The organism is Bradyrhizobium sp. MI1.3 (assembly GCF_055811695.1).
Genome location: NZ_JBVVPQ010000052.1, coordinates 1 through 16,936, shown reverse-complemented (window position 1 = coordinate 16,936; position 16,936 = coordinate 1). Strand labels below are relative to the sequence as shown.

The 16,936-nt window shown below is 58.9% G+C and carries 22 protein-coding genes and 2 pseudogenes; 9 read left to right on the top strand and 15 right to left on the bottom strand.

Going from position 1 to position 16,936, the window contains the following annotated elements; all coding sequences use genetic code 11:
* The first annotated feature begins 1,083 nt into the window (after window positions 1-1,083).
* From AC0L3A_RS29180 to AC0L3A_RS29170, 3 genes are all read left to right on the top strand, one after another.
* Complete coding sequence (locus tag AC0L3A_RS29180) at window positions 1,084-1,554, top strand: DUF3037 domain-containing protein (protein ID WP_473255612.1); 471 nt, start codon at window positions 1,084-1,086, stop codon at window positions 1,552-1,554.
* 18 nt (window positions 1,555-1,572) lie between these two features.
* On the top strand, window positions 1,573-1,896 hold the full coding sequence (locus AC0L3A_RS29175; RefSeq protein WP_473255611.1) for a hypothetical protein: 324 nt from the start codon (window positions 1,573-1,575) through the stop codon (window positions 1,894-1,896).
* Window positions 1,897-1,976: 80 nt separating this feature from the next.
* Window positions 1,977-2,099, top strand: a complete 123-nt coding sequence (locus AC0L3A_RS29170) for a hypothetical protein (protein ID WP_473255610.1) — start codon at window positions 1,977-1,979, stop codon at window positions 2,097-2,099.
* Here the strand turns inward: AC0L3A_RS29170 and AC0L3A_RS29165 are convergent.
* The 3 genes from AC0L3A_RS29165 to AC0L3A_RS29155 form a co-directional block, all read right to left on the bottom strand.
* On the bottom strand, window positions 2,096-2,350 hold the full coding sequence (locus AC0L3A_RS29165) for a hypothetical protein (protein ID WP_473255609.1): 255 nt from the start codon (window positions 2,348-2,350) through the stop codon (window positions 2,096-2,098). The two genes, AC0L3A_RS29170 and AC0L3A_RS29165, sit on opposite strands and share 4 nt — an antisense overlap.
* A gap of 162 nt (window positions 2,351-2,512) precedes the next feature.
* On the bottom strand, window positions 2,513-2,731 hold the full coding sequence (locus AC0L3A_RS29160; protein WP_473255608.1) for a hypothetical protein: 219 nt from the start codon (window positions 2,729-2,731) through the stop codon (window positions 2,513-2,515).
* A gap of 105 nt (window positions 2,732-2,836) precedes the next feature.
* The gene (locus tag AC0L3A_RS29155; RefSeq protein WP_473255607.1) at window positions 2,837-3,073 is read right to left on the bottom strand and encodes a hypothetical protein; all 237 of its coding nucleotides are present in this window, start codon (window positions 3,071-3,073) and stop codon (window positions 2,837-2,839) included.
* 135 nt (window positions 3,074-3,208) lie between these two features.
* Between AC0L3A_RS29155 and AC0L3A_RS29150 the strand changes: the two genes are divergently transcribed.
* A complete protein-coding gene (locus AC0L3A_RS29150) occupies window positions 3,209-3,514 on the top strand; it encodes a hypothetical protein (RefSeq protein WP_473255606.1) in 306 nt (101 codons plus the stop codon).
* Here AC0L3A_RS29150 and AC0L3A_RS29145 read toward each other — a convergent pair.
* Window positions 3,496-4,101 (bottom strand): methyltransferase domain-containing protein, encoded by a 606-nt coding sequence (locus AC0L3A_RS29145; protein WP_473255605.1) that lies wholly within the window; start codon window positions 4,099-4,101, stop codon window positions 3,496-3,498. The genes AC0L3A_RS29150 and AC0L3A_RS29145 overlap by 19 nt on opposite strands.
* A 155-nt stretch (window positions 4,102-4,256) precedes the next feature.
* Here AC0L3A_RS29145 and AC0L3A_RS29140 point away from each other — a divergent pair, with 155 nt between their 5' ends.
* From AC0L3A_RS29140 to AC0L3A_RS29130, 3 genes are read left to right on the top strand one after another with little or no spacing between them, the layout of a single operon-like run.
* Window positions 4,257-4,901, top strand: coding sequence for a hypothetical protein (locus AC0L3A_RS29140; RefSeq protein WP_473255604.1), 645 nt, complete (start codon window positions 4,257-4,259; stop codon window positions 4,899-4,901).
* A gap of 28 nt (window positions 4,902-4,929) precedes the next feature.
* On the top strand, window positions 4,930-5,256 hold the full coding sequence (locus AC0L3A_RS29135) for a hypothetical protein (RefSeq protein ID WP_473255603.1): 327 nt from the start codon (window positions 4,930-4,932) through the stop codon (window positions 5,254-5,256).
* 43 nt (window positions 5,257-5,299) lie between these two features.
* A complete protein-coding gene (locus tag AC0L3A_RS29130; RefSeq protein WP_473255602.1) occupies window positions 5,300-5,509 on the top strand; it encodes a hypothetical protein in 210 nt (69 codons plus the stop codon).
* 62 nt (window positions 5,510-5,571) lie between these two features.
* Here AC0L3A_RS29130 and AC0L3A_RS29125 read toward each other — a convergent pair whose 3' ends face one another.
* The 11 genes and pseudogenes from AC0L3A_RS29125 to AC0L3A_RS29075 all read right to left on the bottom strand — a co-directional run bounded on the left by AC0L3A_RS29125 (window position 5,572) and on the right by AC0L3A_RS29075 (window position 15,123).
* Window positions 5,572-5,775, bottom strand: a complete 204-nt coding sequence (locus tag AC0L3A_RS29125; protein WP_317245370.1) for a cold-shock protein — start codon at window positions 5,773-5,775, stop codon at window positions 5,572-5,574.
* 109 nt (window positions 5,776-5,884) lie between these two features.
* Window positions 5,885-6,559: a hypothetical protein gene (locus tag AC0L3A_RS29120; protein WP_473255601.1), complete on the bottom strand. Its 675-nt coding sequence runs from the start codon at window positions 6,557-6,559 to the stop codon at window positions 5,885-5,887.
* Between the two features lie 312 nt (window positions 6,560-6,871).
* Complete coding sequence (istB, locus tag AC0L3A_RS29115; RefSeq protein ID WP_027515747.1) at window positions 6,872-7,633, bottom strand: IS21-like element helper ATPase IstB; 762 nt, start codon at window positions 7,631-7,633, stop codon at window positions 6,872-6,874.
* 19 nt (window positions 7,634-7,652) lie between these two features.
* Window positions 7,653-9,194, bottom strand: coding sequence for an IS21 family transposase (gene istA, locus AC0L3A_RS29110; protein WP_473255634.1), 1,542 nt, complete (start codon window positions 9,192-9,194; stop codon window positions 7,653-7,655).
* 1,180 nt (window positions 9,195-10,374) lie between these two features.
* Window positions 10,375-10,620, bottom strand: coding sequence for a hypothetical protein (locus AC0L3A_RS29105; RefSeq protein ID WP_473255638.1), 246 nt, complete (start codon window positions 10,618-10,620; stop codon window positions 10,375-10,377).
* A 67-nt stretch (window positions 10,621-10,687) separates the two neighbouring features.
* Window positions 10,688-10,735 (bottom strand): annotated as a pseudogene (locus AC0L3A_RS29100) (hypothetical protein); the annotation flags it as partial.
* 365 nt (window positions 10,736-11,100) lie between these two features.
* A complete protein-coding gene (locus tag AC0L3A_RS29095) occupies window positions 11,101-11,634 on the bottom strand; it encodes an alpha/beta hydrolase (protein WP_473255600.1) in 534 nt (177 codons plus the stop codon).
* A gap of 37 nt (window positions 11,635-11,671) precedes the next feature.
* Window positions 11,672-12,175 (bottom strand): hypothetical protein, encoded by a 504-nt coding sequence (locus AC0L3A_RS29090; protein ID WP_473255599.1) that lies wholly within the window; start codon window positions 12,173-12,175, stop codon window positions 11,672-11,674.
* Window positions 12,176-12,186: 11 nt separating this feature from the next.
* Window positions 12,187-13,308: a S1 family peptidase gene (locus tag AC0L3A_RS29085; protein ID WP_473255598.1), complete on the bottom strand. Its 1,122-nt coding sequence runs from the start codon at window positions 13,306-13,308 to the stop codon at window positions 12,187-12,189.
* A 53-nt stretch (window positions 13,309-13,361) separates the two neighbouring features.
* A complete protein-coding gene (locus tag AC0L3A_RS29080) occupies window positions 13,362-14,036 on the bottom strand; it encodes a M12 family metallopeptidase (RefSeq protein WP_473255597.1) in 675 nt (224 codons plus the stop codon).
* Between the two features lie 4 nt (window positions 14,037-14,040).
* Window positions 14,041-15,123, bottom strand: a complete 1,083-nt coding sequence (locus AC0L3A_RS29075) for a hypothetical protein (protein ID WP_473255596.1) — start codon at window positions 15,121-15,123, stop codon at window positions 14,041-14,043.
* A 474-nt stretch (window positions 15,124-15,597) separates the two neighbouring features.
* Between AC0L3A_RS29075 and AC0L3A_RS29070 the strand changes: the two genes are divergently transcribed.
* Both AC0L3A_RS29070 and AC0L3A_RS29065 read left to right on the top strand, forming a co-directional pair.
* Window positions 15,598-16,449 carry a hypothetical protein gene (locus AC0L3A_RS29070; RefSeq protein ID WP_473255595.1) on the top strand — a complete coding sequence of 284 codons (852 nt, stop codon included), beginning with the start codon at window positions 15,598-15,600 and terminating at the stop codon, window positions 16,447-16,449.
* Between the two features lie 127 nt (window positions 16,450-16,576).
* Window positions 16,577-16,936, top strand: a pseudogene (locus tag AC0L3A_RS29065) (transposase); the annotation flags it as partial.

Genomic DNA, 16,936 nt, shown 5'->3' with positions numbered 1-16,936 from the left:
AAGTCCCTTTCCGCTGCATTTGCTCGGAACATGCCTGCGGAGGCGCGGGCAGTCATAGGAATTCTTCGGGGGCGAACTTTTACCTACAGTTAGAGATGGGACTTAAGGCGCTTCCAGACCGAGTCCTCGCCAAGCCCAAATTGGCCTGCAACGATGGAGCAGGCGCTGGCAGGACCTCCCTTGGCTCGCACCGCCGCCCCACGTGTCGACTTAAGGCTGAAGGGCGGTTTACAGAGCGCGTCCACAAGGGCGACAATGGCGATATCGCGGAAGAGATAGGTCTGCTGGCTATCGCCGGCTTTTGCGGCGCGGGGGCGCAATCGAAATCTGAGCGGCGTGCTTCGTCAGCAGCTCGCCTGCTTTCCATCTCTCGCCAGAGCTCCAGCAAAGCGTCCTGGGCGAGCCCATCGCCCTCCATGGCGGCCGTCATCATTACAAGGCGGTGGTCGACGTGAGCCGCTGCGAAACGCTTCATTTGCTCTTTCGCAAAGCGCCGTCCGCCGCCTTCACTCGCGAAGCCGATGCTCACGCCGAAAATGTCGACCTTGTTCGATCGAGCCCACGCAAGCCAGTCCACGACGTGTTGGACTGCCTGTTCTTCATCAATCGTTGCCGGCAGGGTCATCGGTTCTCCCTTATTGGGAGGTGCCGCCGGTTCGTCACCGGCGGGCAGTGCTTTATGCGAGGCGAGCGACGGTCTCCGCAAGCGGCTTGCCCAGGATCGTCACACCCCAATTCTTGTTGTCGGAGTGGCTCTCCGTGCCAACATAGGCACATAGGACACGTGCCAACACGGCCGCACCGGCCAAGGATGCGCGATCCCGGGCCTTGACCCGCTAATTCTTCTCAACTCTGCCACGCGAGTGTGGTTTAAGACTGTCGTTGCCCCATTCAGACAAGACGTGGCATCTGCCGCGGAAACAGTTGATCGTCTGGCAAAGCTACCGGTCGCCGAAATTGAGGCCATATTAACCTCGATACCGCTGGATTGGCAGTCACCAGCCGATCGAGACGGAATCGTTGTCTGATGGCGAGATGGTGGTCGTGACGCGCGGGCTAAGTTGCTTTTGCAGGGCTTGAAAAATGGCACATACATTTGACTTTGCCGTTCTCCGCCTCGTCCCGGATATCGCGCGCGGCGAGAGTGTCAACTTGGGTGTGGTCGTATTTCGAGATGGCGAGATAGACGTTCGCCTGGGGGAAGTTCTCACCCGAGCCCGTATGCTGTTTCCAGAGATCACCGACACTGATCTTGAAAGCGCGGTGGGAATTCTAAGCCGGTTGGGTAGTGTTGCCCTCTCGTCTCGGGAGCGACACAGCGCGCTCTCAAGCGTTGGAGCATTCACCCTTGGGGATCTCGGATCGTTTACCGTCAATGACGAAAAGCCCGAGAGCTACCAATCCCAAATGGACATGCTGTTGGCAACGTTCGTTGTTGCACCGCGCTCGGCGATTGTAAGAGCAAAAGGCCCGTCACGCTTGGCGACGGAAGTTCGAAAGTTTCCGCAACGAGAAGGTGCTCGCCGCTATCCGCGACGTTGGAGCCATCTCTGAGCATAAGATCCCTCCGGAATGGCCCATACCGAGCCGCCCAGCATTCGAGCTGATTTGGCGCTCCGCAATAGTGTGATGCGCGTCTGTGAACTGGTCGACCTCGACTTGATCGAGGATGGACCGCCCCCTCCGGCACTCTTCGAGGGGGTTATAACACTCGACGTCGCGCAGCAGGAAATACAGGCAGAGCAGCGAGTTTTCGCATACCGGGCAAAGGGACCCAAGGCGAGAATCGATGAGGCCTTGGCGATCGCTCGCATGCATGCTTCGGAGATCGTCGACTGGAACAAACCTGATCAGCGCGAAGGTTTTATCCATCAGTGGGTGATGGCAGCCCGCTAGTTCATAGCTCGCTAACCTGCTGGTGCTCTTAACCAGTTCGGGCTGATATTTCGTCAGCTCAGCGTGGTAAGGTGCGAAGCATGTCCGACAAGGGAAAAGCAATCGTCGAGATCAATCGACAGCTGGCGGCTGGTAGATGGCCGGTTGCTATGCTGGAGTTGCCGAAGGTGCTAGAAAAGCGAGAGCGAGAGTTCGGCTTCTAAGATTGTCCGCGCTTTCGACCCTTCAAAGGGATCACATGTCCAGGTCCCATTTGTCGACCCACAAACGGCGGATCCGGCTGCTCGGTGAAGTGTGGATCAAAAGCTATCCAGTCCTCCTCACGATAGCCGTAAACCCCATCCCACCAGCCTTCAGACAACTCTGCAGATACCCAAGGGATCTGCTCAGCTTCTTTCCCCTCATCCTCATTGCCGCGTTTCAGCGGAAGGGCGGTGGCCGGACTTGTCCACATGATGCCGCCTGAGGGCAGCTCCAGGTATTCGCAATAAGGAACGTCGGTGCACTCGTCGACCGCCTCGGCGAGCTCCTCTAAGTCGGCGACGAGAAGAAACCGACGATATCCTGATTCTTTATTAGGCGGACGAGGTAGGCTGGCATGGATCTCAGATGCTTTCTACAGAACGATTTTCTTTTTGACCTTTGGTCTCTTAGATGACGGACGAGCCTTCTCCTCCCGACGGCGCTTTTCAAGCTGTGCTTCGCGCACCTGTTGGTATTCGCGAAGTCCGTCGTGAAATTCGCGGCTGCCGGCAGCCTTCTGCGTGCTTTGTCCGATCATTTCGGACGTTATGAGCTGCAGCGCTCCGCAAAACATTGTGTGTTCAGCTGCCATCCTATCGAAAGTACCGTCTTCGTGCCAACGATCGACTGAGTCTTGATCGAGGGCGCCTTCTCGAGCTTTGCTAAACCATTCGCGGCCTCGTCCTCGATCCGGAGATCATTCACAATGACCTCCTGCGGCCAATAGCCGTGGACCTCCTAAAACTTTGCTGAGCGCCATCTGCATCTGTCTCATGAGCTCGTAAGGCTTTCCTGCGCCCCGGATGATACGAAGCATGTTGGCAGCACAATCTCGGATCGCCCACGAAAATTCGTCGCGGGAAAACTGCTGATCCTGCTTACGATCGCTCTCTTCCCTGCCCGGCCCGTCGCCGTCGATAACCTTGAATGACACTTATACCTCCCGCCACCCGGTAGGGGACTAGACTGCACCCTCACGGCCACACCGCCAAGCTCATATTGTTGCGCTGCCTCTTGCGCTATCGCCCTGGTTGCGCTTAGCTCAAGGAAAGGCTGGGGGGAACTACTCATGGCAATGACAATCCACGATGCAAAAATCGCGATCGGGATGTTGGCCCGCGGAGATAATCAACACGACGTAGCAGCTTGGTTCGGAGAAAACCAAGCGCGCATTGTCGAGGCATCTCAAGGAAAGTTCGGCACGAACGAAGCGGCGCCAGCTGCCGAATTGCCACCTAAAGGTCCACCCGGCATCAAGGGGCGCCGCCTGCACGCCTTTGTCGAAAAGGCAATAAAAGCACTTGAGGCGAGCGATAATGCTTCCGCTCTCCAGAGCCTGAAAGACGGTATGGATCGCTACGATCGATCAGAATAGTCGCTGTCGCGCTCAAGAGCCTTGCGGCAAGGTGGGATCCAGACGAGCGCCGGATTTTCACGCTGCATTTCTTTCGACCAGACAAGCCATGCGTAGCCGGTTGCGGTGGAAGCCAACCGGTCCACTCTGCCCTTAATCATCGGCACGCGTTCCGAGAATTGCGCAAATCTGCAGGGCGGATGTTGGACAAAGAGATTACGATAGCGGCCGACGCTCTCGATGAATACCGTCCTTGCAAGGATCGCTACCCCCTTCCTTGCCACGATTAGCGACCGCAGGACGAACTCCTCCGCAAGCCGAAACGGTGGATTTGTTATGACCCAATCTACTGCGTTCGCTTCATATGGGACCGCTAAATAGTCCCGCACCGCCCCGAACCCATAGGCATGAATGTCCGAGGCTAATACCTGCCCGAAGCTTTCAGCCAACGGTCGCGCCATGTAGCCAACTCCGCACGCGGGCTCCAAAACAGACTGCTGGTTAAAGGGCCCGAAGTCTTTCAGCACATGAGCAAGGAGCGCCCGCGTTGCCCACGGCGGGGTCGGAAAATCGTCCCGACTATCAGAGGCTTCGGTACGCTGCGCCATGACAGCGTGAGATCTGTTCTGTGCCATCACATGACCATACGCGATTTGTGGAGGAAGGGAATCCCTCGATTTGAGCCCGGGTCAAGCCGACGCACTGCGGCTTGCGTTCGCGCTCCGGTTGCGATTGAATTCGGGCCGGTGATGGGGGAATCAGAATGAGGTCGATAATTGCAGCCGGCGTGATGGCACTCTTGCTATTGGCTAGTTCGGCGCCGACGGCTGAAGCTCAGTTCGAACTGTTGGCATTCGCCGTCTGCAAGAAGATCCCGGGCGACGCAGACAGATTGAAGTGCTTCGATGCCATCGGGAAAAAAGGCGAGGATGAAGACTCAAGCACCGAGCCCACTCCGGTCAGAGGTAAGTGGACGTTCCGAGAGAGCAAATCCCCGATCGATGACAGCGATCAGCTCGTCGCAATGCTCCAGGGCGAAGCCGGTGAATCGTTGCTGATCCTCAGATGCTGGGAGAACAAATCGGAGGCCGTCTTTATCCCGCCCGATCTCGTTATTTCTGGCACCGCAAACCGCTACGACCTTCTAATCCGGATCAACGGAGATTCACCCGCAAGAGTGGCTGGTATCGGCAGCACGAACGGAAGGGCGATTTTTATTCCCGGCGCTCGAGACTTTATGAATTTGCTCCCGGACCAAGGCAAGCTGTTCATCAGAGCAACTGGCTTTCAAGGCAGCTTCAGCGACGGCACTTTCCTCTTGAATGATGTCACAGCCGCACGGAATCGGATCGCAGTGACCTGCCGCTGGACGACATCTAAGTCGAGCTCAATGAAGCCGAGCAAATGAGCTTGTTGACGCATTTTGGGGCGACATCATGAAAGCATGGCTATCTGTTCTGGCTGCGATCGTTGCGCTGATCATCGGCGCACAATTCATATCGATCTTTGTCATTCAACCGATCGGCGCCCTACCGGAAGGCCGCACGGTCATTTTGATGCGCAAACCCTGGACCAGCGCAAAAGGGCTGGCATTCATCGATAGCCCAGACGCGTTCTGCGCACGAAACAGCGGAGGTGTTACGCTGCTGTGCCGCGGCATCACAGCAGGAGCGATAGCGAAGAACGCGACAATTCTGGCTCGACTTCCTTACTCAGCGACACTTTATGGCATTAGCACTGGCGGCCGGACCTACGACCGGTAAGGGTTCGTCCGGTACCCGTCCATCTTGACTAGAGAGAACGCTAATGGACGAATTCGCAATGCTTCTCGCGGAGTTGGACCGGTGCAAGGCAGAATTCGAGCACCTGCAGAAGGACCTCAGTCTCGCGACCGGCACCGGGCGGACCGATGTAGCTGCGCTTCAAGATACGGCACGCCGGATGAGCGGCATCGCAGCCCGTCTTGAGGCTGTGACGCGTGCGATCTCAAAAGGCACGGCCACCGGAGTACATTGAGCACTCGCGCTCCTTGCCTGCCGAAACGCTTTAAGTCCGCGCTGGACCGGATCTCGGGCGCCTCACCCGACTCGCAGATTTTCCGCCGAGTCTTTTCCGCGGTTGTTCACGACATCGAAGCTAACCTTAGCTCCCTCTGCCAAGGAGGTGTAACCAGCCTTCTCAACCGCTGAGATATGGACGAAGACGTCCTTGCCGCCGCTGTCAGGTTGAATGAACCCGTAACCCTTCGTCGGGTTGAACCACTTCACAGTCCCCATAGCCACTTCAACTTCTCCATTTTGCAGAAACGAAAACTAGTACCGGAACTCAGACAAAAGCAAGGCTATCGTCTGGACGCGCGCACTCCCTCGGCTCGGCCCCTGCGGGCGAGTTTCACGCTGCCAACTTCGCCGGGACAACATCATCGTTGCAACGATGGATGATGCGCGTGGCAATAGTCTCTGCCGAAATGGTAGTGATCTGAGCGAAGCCGCCCACCCAACATGGCGTCCGGCCCTCAGCGTAGTCTCGGCTAGCGATGTCACGCTGTGTTTTCAGCGCCGCAATTGCGTGCGCTTCCAGCGTTGCCGGCGCCTTCTCTATTGCCGCACGGATCTCTCGCTCGTCCGCCTCGCTGATGCACGGACATGGGTTGAAGCCCCGCGGAAAATCGATCACGCGCCATGGTTCGAGGTGCTCGCCGCCGGCCTGCAGCGTCGTCATCCGGAAACCGGCCGGGCCGTGCTGTTCTGAGATTCCTGCGACCGAAACTTCAAGTGGACCCGCAGCACCCATTGCGGCCATCCTGGCATTCAGCTCCATAAGCGTGGGACCGATTGCCTGCTTGAAGTCGTCAAAGCCGCTAGCCGCCATCGTCGACAAAGCGAGCGACACGGCCTGGAAAACAACAAATTGCTCAGCGCGGACCGTTGCGGCTGCTTTGAACTGGGGCAACAGGACAGCCTTGTTGCAAATCGCAGTGATTGCTTGATCTGCTGTGTTCCAGACAAGCCCGTCCGAGACGAGATGCGCGCCATCAGAGGCGACGATAAGGTTAGCTGCCGACACTATAAAAATCCTTGAACTGAAAATTGACAGTCCGTAATTGCGAGGCCCAATCGACCGGCGAACGCCGCCACCGCAACAAGCGCCACGAAGCCTATAACCTACTTGGCTGTGTTGCCACCGCCCCACCGAGCGGATAGGAGACAAACCGCACATTGTTTTTGGCATCAATGCGGCGACGTCGCCATTCTCGGTGCGGATTCCGGGGATTGCGGCCAGAGATTCCGATTGAACGCGACCATGCATTCCGATCGAAGGCGGCCACCCGTTCCGACGAAGGCGGCCGGGGTGTCGTTGCCGGCATGAGGAGTTGGGTCAGGTTTTCTTCGCGGCGTCAAGATTGGCGCGTTGGGCAGTTATTTTCCGCATGCTGTCTCCTTTGAGGATGAGGCGGTGAGCGTTGTGGACGAGGCGGTCGAGGACGGCGTCGGCGATGGTCGGGTCGGCGATGATCTCATGCCAATTTTCGATCGGTACCTGGCTGGTGATGATGGTCGATCCGCGCTGGTGACGATCGTCGACGACTTCGAGGAGATCGCGACGCTGCTCGCCGGTAATCGGAGCGAGGCCCCAGTCGTCGAGGATGAGCAAATCGACCCTCGATAACGTCTTGAGGAGCCGCGCATAGCGTCCGTCGCCGCGGGCGAGCGCAAGAGCTTCGAACAGCCTTGGCAGGCGATGGTATAAGACCGATCGATTATCGCGGCATGCCTTGTGACCGAGCGCGCAGGCGATCCAGCTCTTGCCGACGCCGGTCGGCCCGGTGATGAGCAAATTTTGCTTGCGGCCGATCCAATCGCCATCGACGAGCTTGGCAAAGAAGGCGCGGTCGATGCCGCGCGGAGCGCGCAGATCGACATCTTCGACGATTGCGGCCTGCCGTAGCGAGGCAAACTTCAGGCGTACGATGAGCCTTTTGTTCTCTCGCTCAGTTGCTTCGCGATCGATCATCAGGCCGAGGCGCTGCTCGAAGGTCAGCGCGGTGACGTCCGGTTGGCGTTGCTGATCATCGAAGGCCTTGGCCATTCCGGCGAGCCCGAGAGCGGCGAGACGTTCGTGGGTATGATTGCTGAGCATAATGCCTCCTTGTTGCTGGTCAGTGGTAGTAGCCGCGGCCACGGATGTTACCGTGCTGGATGGGATCGGCGTCGGGGGTGGTGTCGGGAAGGAAGGACTTGTCCAGGCCGGTCTTGAGGATCGAGGCAATCGACCGATAGCTCGCTGAGCCGATGCTGATCCCGCGGCGGCAAGCGGCTTCGAGACGTCGCGTCCCATAGGTCTTTTCCAACCGCAGGATGCCGAGACAGGATCGGAAGCCCTGCTCGGGATGCGGCTTTGTCCGCATGATCGCCTCGCACAGCGCGATTGTGGACGGACCGACTTTCTCAGCGGCGGCCAGCAGACGCGCCGGCGTCCAGAAGGCGTATCGGCGATGCGCGCTCGGCATGTGCTCGGGGATCGTGGTGTGGCGGCGCTTCACCCCCGAGCGTGCATGGCTGGCGATGCGGGTGCCGCGATGGAACACCTCGATGGTGGCTTCGGTGGCCCGAACCTCGACAACCTGGCGGATCATGCGGGATGGCACCGAGTAGAAGTGTCCCTGAACTTCGACATGGTAATCCGGCGCCACACGGGCACGACGCCATTCGGCGTACTGATAGGCCTCGGCCGGCAGCGGCATCAGGGCCGAACGATCGATGGTGTCGAAGAACTCGCGGCGGCTGGCACCGAGCTTGCGCATCAGGCGGGCGTTGAGTTGGTCGACCAGGATGCGGATCGCAACATTCAACTCGGCGAGCGAGAAGAAGCGCCGGTTGCGCAGCCGCGCCAAAATCCATCGCTGGACGATAAGAACCGCCGCCTCCACCTTGGCCTTGTCGCGCGGCTTGCGGGGCCGCGCCGGCATAATGGTGGTGCCGTAATGGGCGGCAAGATCTTGGTAGGTCCGGTTGACGCCTGGCTCGTAGCGGCTCACCACCGTCACCCCGGCCTTCAGATTGTCGCAGACGAGCGCCTTCGGCACCCCGCCCAGGAAGGTGAGCGCATCCACATGGGCGCCGATCCAGTCGGGCAGCGCCTCGCTGAACCGGGCTTGGGCAAAGGTGTAATTCGACGCTCCCATGACCGCGACGAAGATCTTGGCGGCGCGCACCTCCCCGGTGAGCCCGTCGAACACCGGCATGGTATCGCCGGCGAAGTCCACGAACAGCTTTTCGCCGGCCGCGTGGGTCTGCCGCATGGTCGCCGTGATGCCGTGGCGCCATTCGACGTAGAGGTCGCAGAATCGGCTGTAGCCGTAGCCGTCGGGATGATGGCCGCGGTATTCCTCCCACAGCAGTGCCAGCGTTACGCGGCGGCGGCGCAACTCGGCATGGACATGCCCCCAATCCGGAAGCGGCTTCGATCGTGGCGGGTTGTAGCCGGCCGGCGCAAACAGCTTGCGCTCCAGGGCTGTGTCGTCGAGCTCCTCCGGGATCGGCCAGGTGATGCCGATCACCGCGGCCCGGCGGACATACTCCGCGATCGCCGTGCGACCGATCCCGACCGATCGGGAGATCACCCGATCGCTCACCCCACAGGCATACTTCAGGCGTAGAACTTCTCGAATCTTCCGCATCGGCAATCTCTCGGCGGGCATCGGACCTCCCATTGCGTCAACCGCAAAAGGAGGGACCTTGCCCCGTTCAGATTGCCGACAACGCCACCGTCTCACCCTATCAACAGGGTGGCCGCATTCGTTCGGATCGGGTGGCCGCTTTCGATCGGAATCGGTGGCCGCCTTCCGTCGGAATCGGTGGCCGCTTTGCCCCGGATTCCGCATTCTCGGCGCAGGATGGCCTTGCCGAACGCTCAGTTCATCGCCGAGCAGCTTCCTTTCTTGATCTGTGCTCTTCGTGGGGCCCCCCGTTTTCACCGGTTTGGACCCTATCCGGCTGGCTGATGCCGGCGCGCTGGATCCAGTCCGCCACTCGCGGGAGACGATCTCGACAATATTCGGAAGGTTCTTTCGGCCTGGTCGCGGTCGCTCTGAAATCCGGATTAATCCTAGCCGTCGCGCTTCGTGGAAGGCGGTCTGCACAGTGGTGCGACAAACACCTGACAATGCGGCAAGCTTGTCGATCGGGAGGTCGCAGAAGCCATGGCGCTTGATCTCGCCCGCGAGAATGCACAAGACGGACCGCTGCCCCTCGGTGAAGTGGTGCCGCAGGTTCTCCGGCAGCGCGCTGGAGCCACCGAGCATTCGCCGTCGCTCGCGCGATGCCTTGCGATCCGGAGACCGCTGCGGGCGTCGGGGCAAGAACCGGCTTAGGCGCCGTTGACCGCCAGCACCGACTGGCTTCGCCGCGGAGAACCGTCGGTGCGGCCTGCGGCCCTCGATGCAGGCGGCAGGGTGCGATGCTTCGCGGTCGGAGAGCTTGCCGGCGCCATACCGCTCCCAGATCAGCCGGGCGTTGGCGTCTAGCTGTTTCGCACTCTCGCATGATGCGAATTGAGCATAGAGGCCAGAAGCCTCGACACCCAGCGTTTCGACCGCTGCTTGCGGGAGATCAGCAGCAGATGTAGAATTGTTGGTCGTGGAACTGCTCTGCGAAGATTTGGCCTCGTCATCTGCCAGGATGGCGGGGCTTCGCATTTCGTAGGGGTCGGGTGGCCCATCATCGTTTTGTTTTGTGGCCGCAACCCATTGATGCCGCTCATGGCAGTTAAGGGCAGTTTTGCGCGTAAGAGATTGATTTAGCTCGATACCGTCAAGCTTCCCAAGCTGAGTACTGGCTTATGGCTGTCCATAAGGACTGCTGCGCGCCAATTGGACTAATTCAACAAGGCGGCCCTCGCCGGAGGGAGACCCGGGGCTCGATGAAATCGGGATAGCGGTTGGCCGCGATGATCTGGACGTCGAGCTTAGGGTAGAGCTTGCGAAATGCGGGCAGCATCGGCGCCATGTAGATCATCGCAAACGACAGCGAACTCGTAACGCGCAGCATGCGCTTGGGCGACGGCGTGCGGTCCCTCACGCCATCCTCGGCTTTGGCGTCGTTCAGGAGCGGGCTGCAACGCTGCAACAAAATCCTGCCCTGCCTCGGTCAGCCATTGCCGGCGCATGTTGCGCTCGATCAGCCGCACCGCGAACCGCTCCTCAAGTCCGCTCAGGTGTCGGCTCGCGGCCGCGTTCGACATCCGCCGAATGTCCGCAGCCCTTGGACAGGCTGCCGAGCTCGGCCGTCTTGGCGAAAATCTCTAGCTGGAGCAGCCGATCCAGTTTTGGCACATATCGGAACAGAGACCTACGAGTTTGGTTGCCGCTTTCCGCAAGGCAAATTATTCGACACGCCGAACTCAGACGTGACTCGAGCCAATGGCGCGCCAGTAACTGCCGCCCGTTATTTTGATGGGCGTACCAGACTCGAACCTGGGACCCGCTGATTGAGAAACCACATCCGCCCTCAAGTTTTCGCCTCCGTGCGTTCTAATTTTCGCGTTGAACGCGCACACATCCGCCAGGTTTGTGGCCCACAACTCTGCAAACAGCCGAAGAGCGATTCTTAATATGGATACATCCAATAAGTCGTATTCGAATCGTCGGGCATCGATCGCAGGGTCGGGGTCCGCTGCGGGGGTTTAAGATGCGTCGAAGACGAGATGATCCGGCCTATGTCATCGAGAACCGCGCGGCTGGTTGAGTACGTACTGTGATTTAGAGCAAACATTTCGCTTCCCACAGCAGAAACATCGACCGTTTCGATACCGGGCACGAGAGTTGGCCCGCTCTTGGTTACGAACCCCATTCGCGACGTGGATTGCGCTTTCTCCATGGAGGCGAGCAACGCGAGATCCGTCGAGGACGCGTATAACGTCACCGCGCCCGCCGCTGCCTTGATTTGGCTCGCGCGCTGAAGATAAATGTCGCGATCCACGTCCGGGGCCGCAAAAATCAATTCAGTAATCCCGAGCGCCGTCTGGCTCAGCGCGGCTTGCTGCAAGGCGCCCAAAACAACCTCGCTGCCCAGACTATGGGCAATCACGATAATCCGTGAGACTTTGCCCGCCGATTTAATGAGCTGGAGGAGATCGAACAAGCTATCCGGAGCGTACAAAGCACTCTCCCGATCGTAGTCATAGTCCTTCACTCCGAACGATGGGAATGCTAACCGTCACGCGGCCAAATGTGTTGGTGGCCGCACGACTATAGGAGATCTGGGTCAATTCCAGACCGGACCCACCCGTCACCACGCGATTGGTGGCGAAGTAGACGGGGACCAACCCCTTAATCACCGGTCTATTGACCACCACCTCGGCTCCGGTGCTGCGTTTGTCGGGAGGCGCTTCCTCGCTCGCCTCACCGGTTGTCTGCCGCAAAGGGAGGTAGGCATGATAGTGCCGGACATGGTGGTAGTACCCGGGGCCATAGCGATAGCCGTATTTTTTGAACGCGCTCTCATGTTTCTGGGGCGCCTTCTGTATATGCCGGTTGGCCTGCTGCGAGGCCGGACCCTGGTGGGCGCAACCGGTCGCGAGCGCGCAAAACAAGACAATGAGCACTGTTCGAAGCTGCTGGAAGGCCTGGCCGAGCCGATGCAACCCGTTCGAACCTCGAATTGGCAAGACGAGCATGACCATCGATCAGCTACCTACTTTACAAGGGTTTGGGAAACGTTGACCGTAGCGCCCAGCCATCCGCGATACCTGTCGACAGCAGGTCCGCTGGTAAGCCTGTAGGTGAAGCGAACCTCCGCCCCGCCGCCGTTGATCGCGCAACCGATATTGCTGGCACCATTGGCGGTCTCAACGTGCCACGTGCACCCTGTGATGCGGTAGCCGGGCTCAGCCGGGAAAGTCTCGGCATAGTCCGCCGAATGCTCCGCAAATACGACCGGGTGATCGTCCTTGGTTTTGTCCACCGTATACGCCCGCTCGATCAGCTTCGGGTCGACGAGCTGCGACACCGGGACGTTCACGATGAGGCGGCGGTCTTCGGGCAGAAGCGTCTGGATCGCTCCGGAGAGGATTTCGGGGATCTTCACACCGGCATTGGCTTGCGTCTGCACATGCGTGGAATTCAGTTTCGTCCAGTTCTCAAACGAGATCGTTGTCTCGACCCACTTGGTCCAGCAAACAGAAGGCTTTGGAATGGCCGCGATCATGCTGTACAGAGGGCTTGCAGCAATCACGGTGGCGGGAATGATGAAGTTGACGCCAACAACATCCGCCTCGTTCCACTTGACGATGCCGCCAACTGCGATCCCCAGCAGGGCGCCGAACTCGTTGAATGCGGGGCCGCCGCTGTTGCCGACGTTCATGACCGTGTTCGTTTGCCAGCGACCGTTCGGGCTAGTCTGGTTGCTTATCAGACCGCTCGATATGCTCAGATCCAGATCGAGCGGATAACCGAGCAGATAAAGCTGAGTCCCCATCGGGGCTTGCTGGTTGTCATCGATCACGGGCATCGGACAACGAGAGGCGCCTCCGCTGTTTCCGGCGGGCTGCGACAGCTCGAGAAGAGCCAAGTCTCTGGCATCGTCGCGATGAACCGCAGTGACCTTGATCGGGTTCGCATTGCGCGACCCGAGACGGGCATTGACTTCGAAGCTCTTATAGTTCTCCTCGCGTCCGATCACATGACTGTTGGTCAGCACGAGGCTGTCGCCGATGAGCAGCCCGGAGCCGCCGCCGACTTCCTGCTTGTCGTTGTACATCACGCCAACGAACTGGACGTGAACCGTCCTGACGTTGTAACGCGCAGCAATTTGCACTGCCGCGCGATCCGCCTGCGCGGGAGCGCTCGTGGATACCAAAAGACCGAGTGTCAGGACGGATAGAATGTCCTGACAGCGGCGATATCGAGAGGGCTGAGCTGTCCGTTTCCGTTCCATGCTGGATTACAATAGTTCATTATGGAATTGGGGTCGTACTTGGTGACTTTATAATCGCCGACCGAGCCAGAAGCTTTCTCGTTGCGGCACTGCTCCGGCGCATCGTCGCGGTTCTGTTCATGCGTGAAACCAAGAGCATGTCCGAACTCGTGGACTGCAACCGCACGGATGCAGAACTCGCGTCTATGCCGACAGCCTTTGCTCCAATGATCGAAACTGAAATTGAGAGTCATGCCCGATGGCTTGCCGTCGAGATACTTGCCGATGATGTCGGTGTGGGCGCCTTCATCAGCGACCCGCACGTGCACACCTGCCGCGCCGCCCGTACAGGACGGCCAAGTCTTCGCAAACCACACGCCACCTTGCGCCGCAGTCTCCCACGTTTCCGCAACCGCTTTTCGAACAAGATCGGCATACTTTTGATCCTTCGGCTGCAGGTTTTCCCAGCAGACCGGTATCTCTTTGATGTCCCATTTCGAGCCGCGGATGACCGTGCCGTACAATTCCATTTCGGAGACGCCCGAAGGAAGCGCAGGTTGAGCGTTCGCCGCCCAGCAGAACAAGAGAACGAGCAACAGAACGAATCTGGGCAGCCACAGGCGAAACATTTTCCTACTGCGTCGCTGTAGGGGTCGGCGGGAACACAGGAACTGGCGCCACAATGAAACCATTTGTCCGAGGCCCAGCGCCCGTACGGCGCCCGGTGGACCCCGCTCCTCCTTGGAATTCCTGCGACTTTTCTCCTCCCGGCGAGGGTGCCGTGTAAATTGGATTGTCCTTTGATCCAAGCGGCGGCGTTTTGTCCGCATAGCCGGCGGACCCGGATTTGGCTCCGTTAGCAAGGACGGCATTCGGACCGTTGATGTAGATTCCGAGATTACTGAACTGCTGAGCGGAGGCCGACGCCTGGACTGAGGCAGGCGTCCAGCGCGAAGAAGTGAGAGAGTATTTTGCCTCGACGCCGCCAGTAACCTGGACTGAAAACGTGTACGTCATTTGCGCCGGCTCCGCGCTCTCCGAAGGCATGGCCGGCGTGAGATTGTTGGCGGCTATGAGGATCGCGTTGTCCCGTAACCAAGCTGCGAGCGGCTTGGATGCATCGACAATGATACGCTTGTAGGCGGCGCGCTCCGGATATTTATGCTCGGCGAGGCCCTCGAGTTCGATCAAGTCCGCAGGCGCTCCTCGATAGCAGCCACGCTCATACCTTGCTGGATCCGCCGGCGCCGGCGCCGTATCGGAAGCTAGCTGGGCGTTCTGCTTCATCAGAAATGACCAGATCAGGTCATAGGTATCCTGGGCTGAAGCAGTGGGGCCCACATGGGTCACGTCATTACTGCTCACGCTCAGAATCCTTTTGTAGTCGAATGCCGTACCGGATCCGAGCCCGCCGGTATCGGTCACCTTCAACTCCAGAAAGAATGTGCCGTACAGGAAGGGGTCGATGTCAAAATGAGCGTACCTATCGAACGCCTCTTCAGGCCGCCTCTTGTAGATCTTCAGGTATTCCTTTCGCCTCTCGCGTTCGAGCTGGTAGAAAGTCACGACCTCACACCTGATCGACTTGAGAAAGTACGGCAGCTCACCCGCCGTGATCACACCTGTCTGCGGGTCATGAATATGATACAGGCTGGTGCACCCGCTCACGGCAAGGCAGATGCCAATGCCAGCCGCGGCTCGGCTGAATATCCCCATATGAACGCCCCCGTCCGCGTGCCTGAGCACCGCGGATCTCCCGTGCACATTGAAAAACAGTCCGCATGGGTTCGTCAATAGCATCGTGACAACAATGCAGCTTTTCGTTGTCCCCGCAGGATTTTGCGCAGGTTTTCACTGCGGCCGTACACTTCTGCGAAAGCGGCTCGGTTGTGGCGGCTCGGCACCGGCGATGAAGTGTGAGCAACTGGTCGGGCCAATTGCAAATTGGTCGGCGCACGCCTATCGATGGAATATATTGGTGGTGGTGATTGGGACGAAAATTTTGCCTGGGCGCGTGGACAACCGAGCCGAAACGTCAGTTTTTGATGCCTGGAAGAATTTTTTGATGCCTGGAAGAAAGAGGCGCGGGAGCTTGCCGAACGACAGGAGCTAATCACGAATGCCAGTCGGGATGATCTCAGGAAAGCTCTGATTGAGCTCGACGCGCTGTTTCGGAATGCTCCCGGAAGCGTGCACAAGGCCTACCGAAATCTTACAGAAAAGCGAATCGAGGACGCACGAGAGAGCTTCACCGGCTCAATAGGAGTTGGCCATCTCTCGTGGTCGCTATCCTATGAGACGGCTGAACTGGCAGCCGTAAGAATGGGCGGCCTGATACGGGAACTTGATCGTGCGCTTGCTGATCGGCGGTCTCATTGGCCGATCGTGCCGAGTGAGTGGCACGTCAAGCAGCTTAGATGCTGGTTCATTCCGCGGCAGGGCGTGAGCGCATTGCGTCCGGCTCGAAGGCTGCAAGCCTACTCGAAACGGGGCCTGCTCTTTCATCGGATCCTGCCCTCAGTGATAAAGGGCTACCCGGTGCAGGTCGTGGATACTCGCACATTGCATAGTACCGCACCGGATGCGAGTGAATGGAAGGTGGGCGCTTGCCTGTTCAAGGCACTAGAGCTCCAGCCGGAGTTCTGTTCAACAGAGTGCGATAAGCGCTTCATCATCTCTGGCACTAACGCACCGTCAGCTGAGGACACCATTTCTCAGCAGATCGATCAGGCTCTGAAGGAGAACTGCATCGCGATTGTGTGGCCCGAGTTAACCGTCTCGCCGGAATTGCGCGAGCACATCCTCAAGCTCGTTCGAGATCGCGACATTACGGACGAGCTGGAAGCTCCCGAAATTCTGATTCCAGGGACCTGGCACGAGACAACCGACCATGGGATCGTGAACCGAGCCCGGACCTACAACGGCTATGGAGAGGAGCGCCTGATCTACGACAAGATCGCCCCTACGCGCACGATGGTTGGGGAACGGAAAACATCACTGCGGGTGACCGTGTATGTGTCCTGGCCACCGAAGGTGCTTTGATGGGGGTCGCCATTTGCCTGGATTTCTGTGACGTCTGCGAAAAGAGCCGGCTCCGCAAATTTGAACAAGACGATAAGTGGAGTTTCCGCCTGAAACGCGGCGATAATCGCCGTGAACAGGAGAGACCATGAACAGACGATCGCGCCGGAACCACACACCGGCGTTCAAGGCGAAGGTGGCGCTTGCCGCTGTCAAGGGCGACCGGACGATAGCTCAGCTTGCCGAGCAGTTCGACGTCCACCCCAATCAGATTACGGCGTGGAAGGCGCAGTTGGAGGGTGGCGCTTCCGGGGTCTTCGGCTCTGGGAGCATGTCGCCTGCCGCGGCTGCTATCGACGTGAAGTCGCTGCACGCCAAGATCGGAGAGCTGACGCTGGAGAACGATTTTTTAGAAGAAGCGCTCACCAAGGCGGGATTGCTGAGCGCAAAGCGATGATCGACCGTGAGCACGATCTGTCGATCACCAAGCAGGCGGAGATTCTGCAGA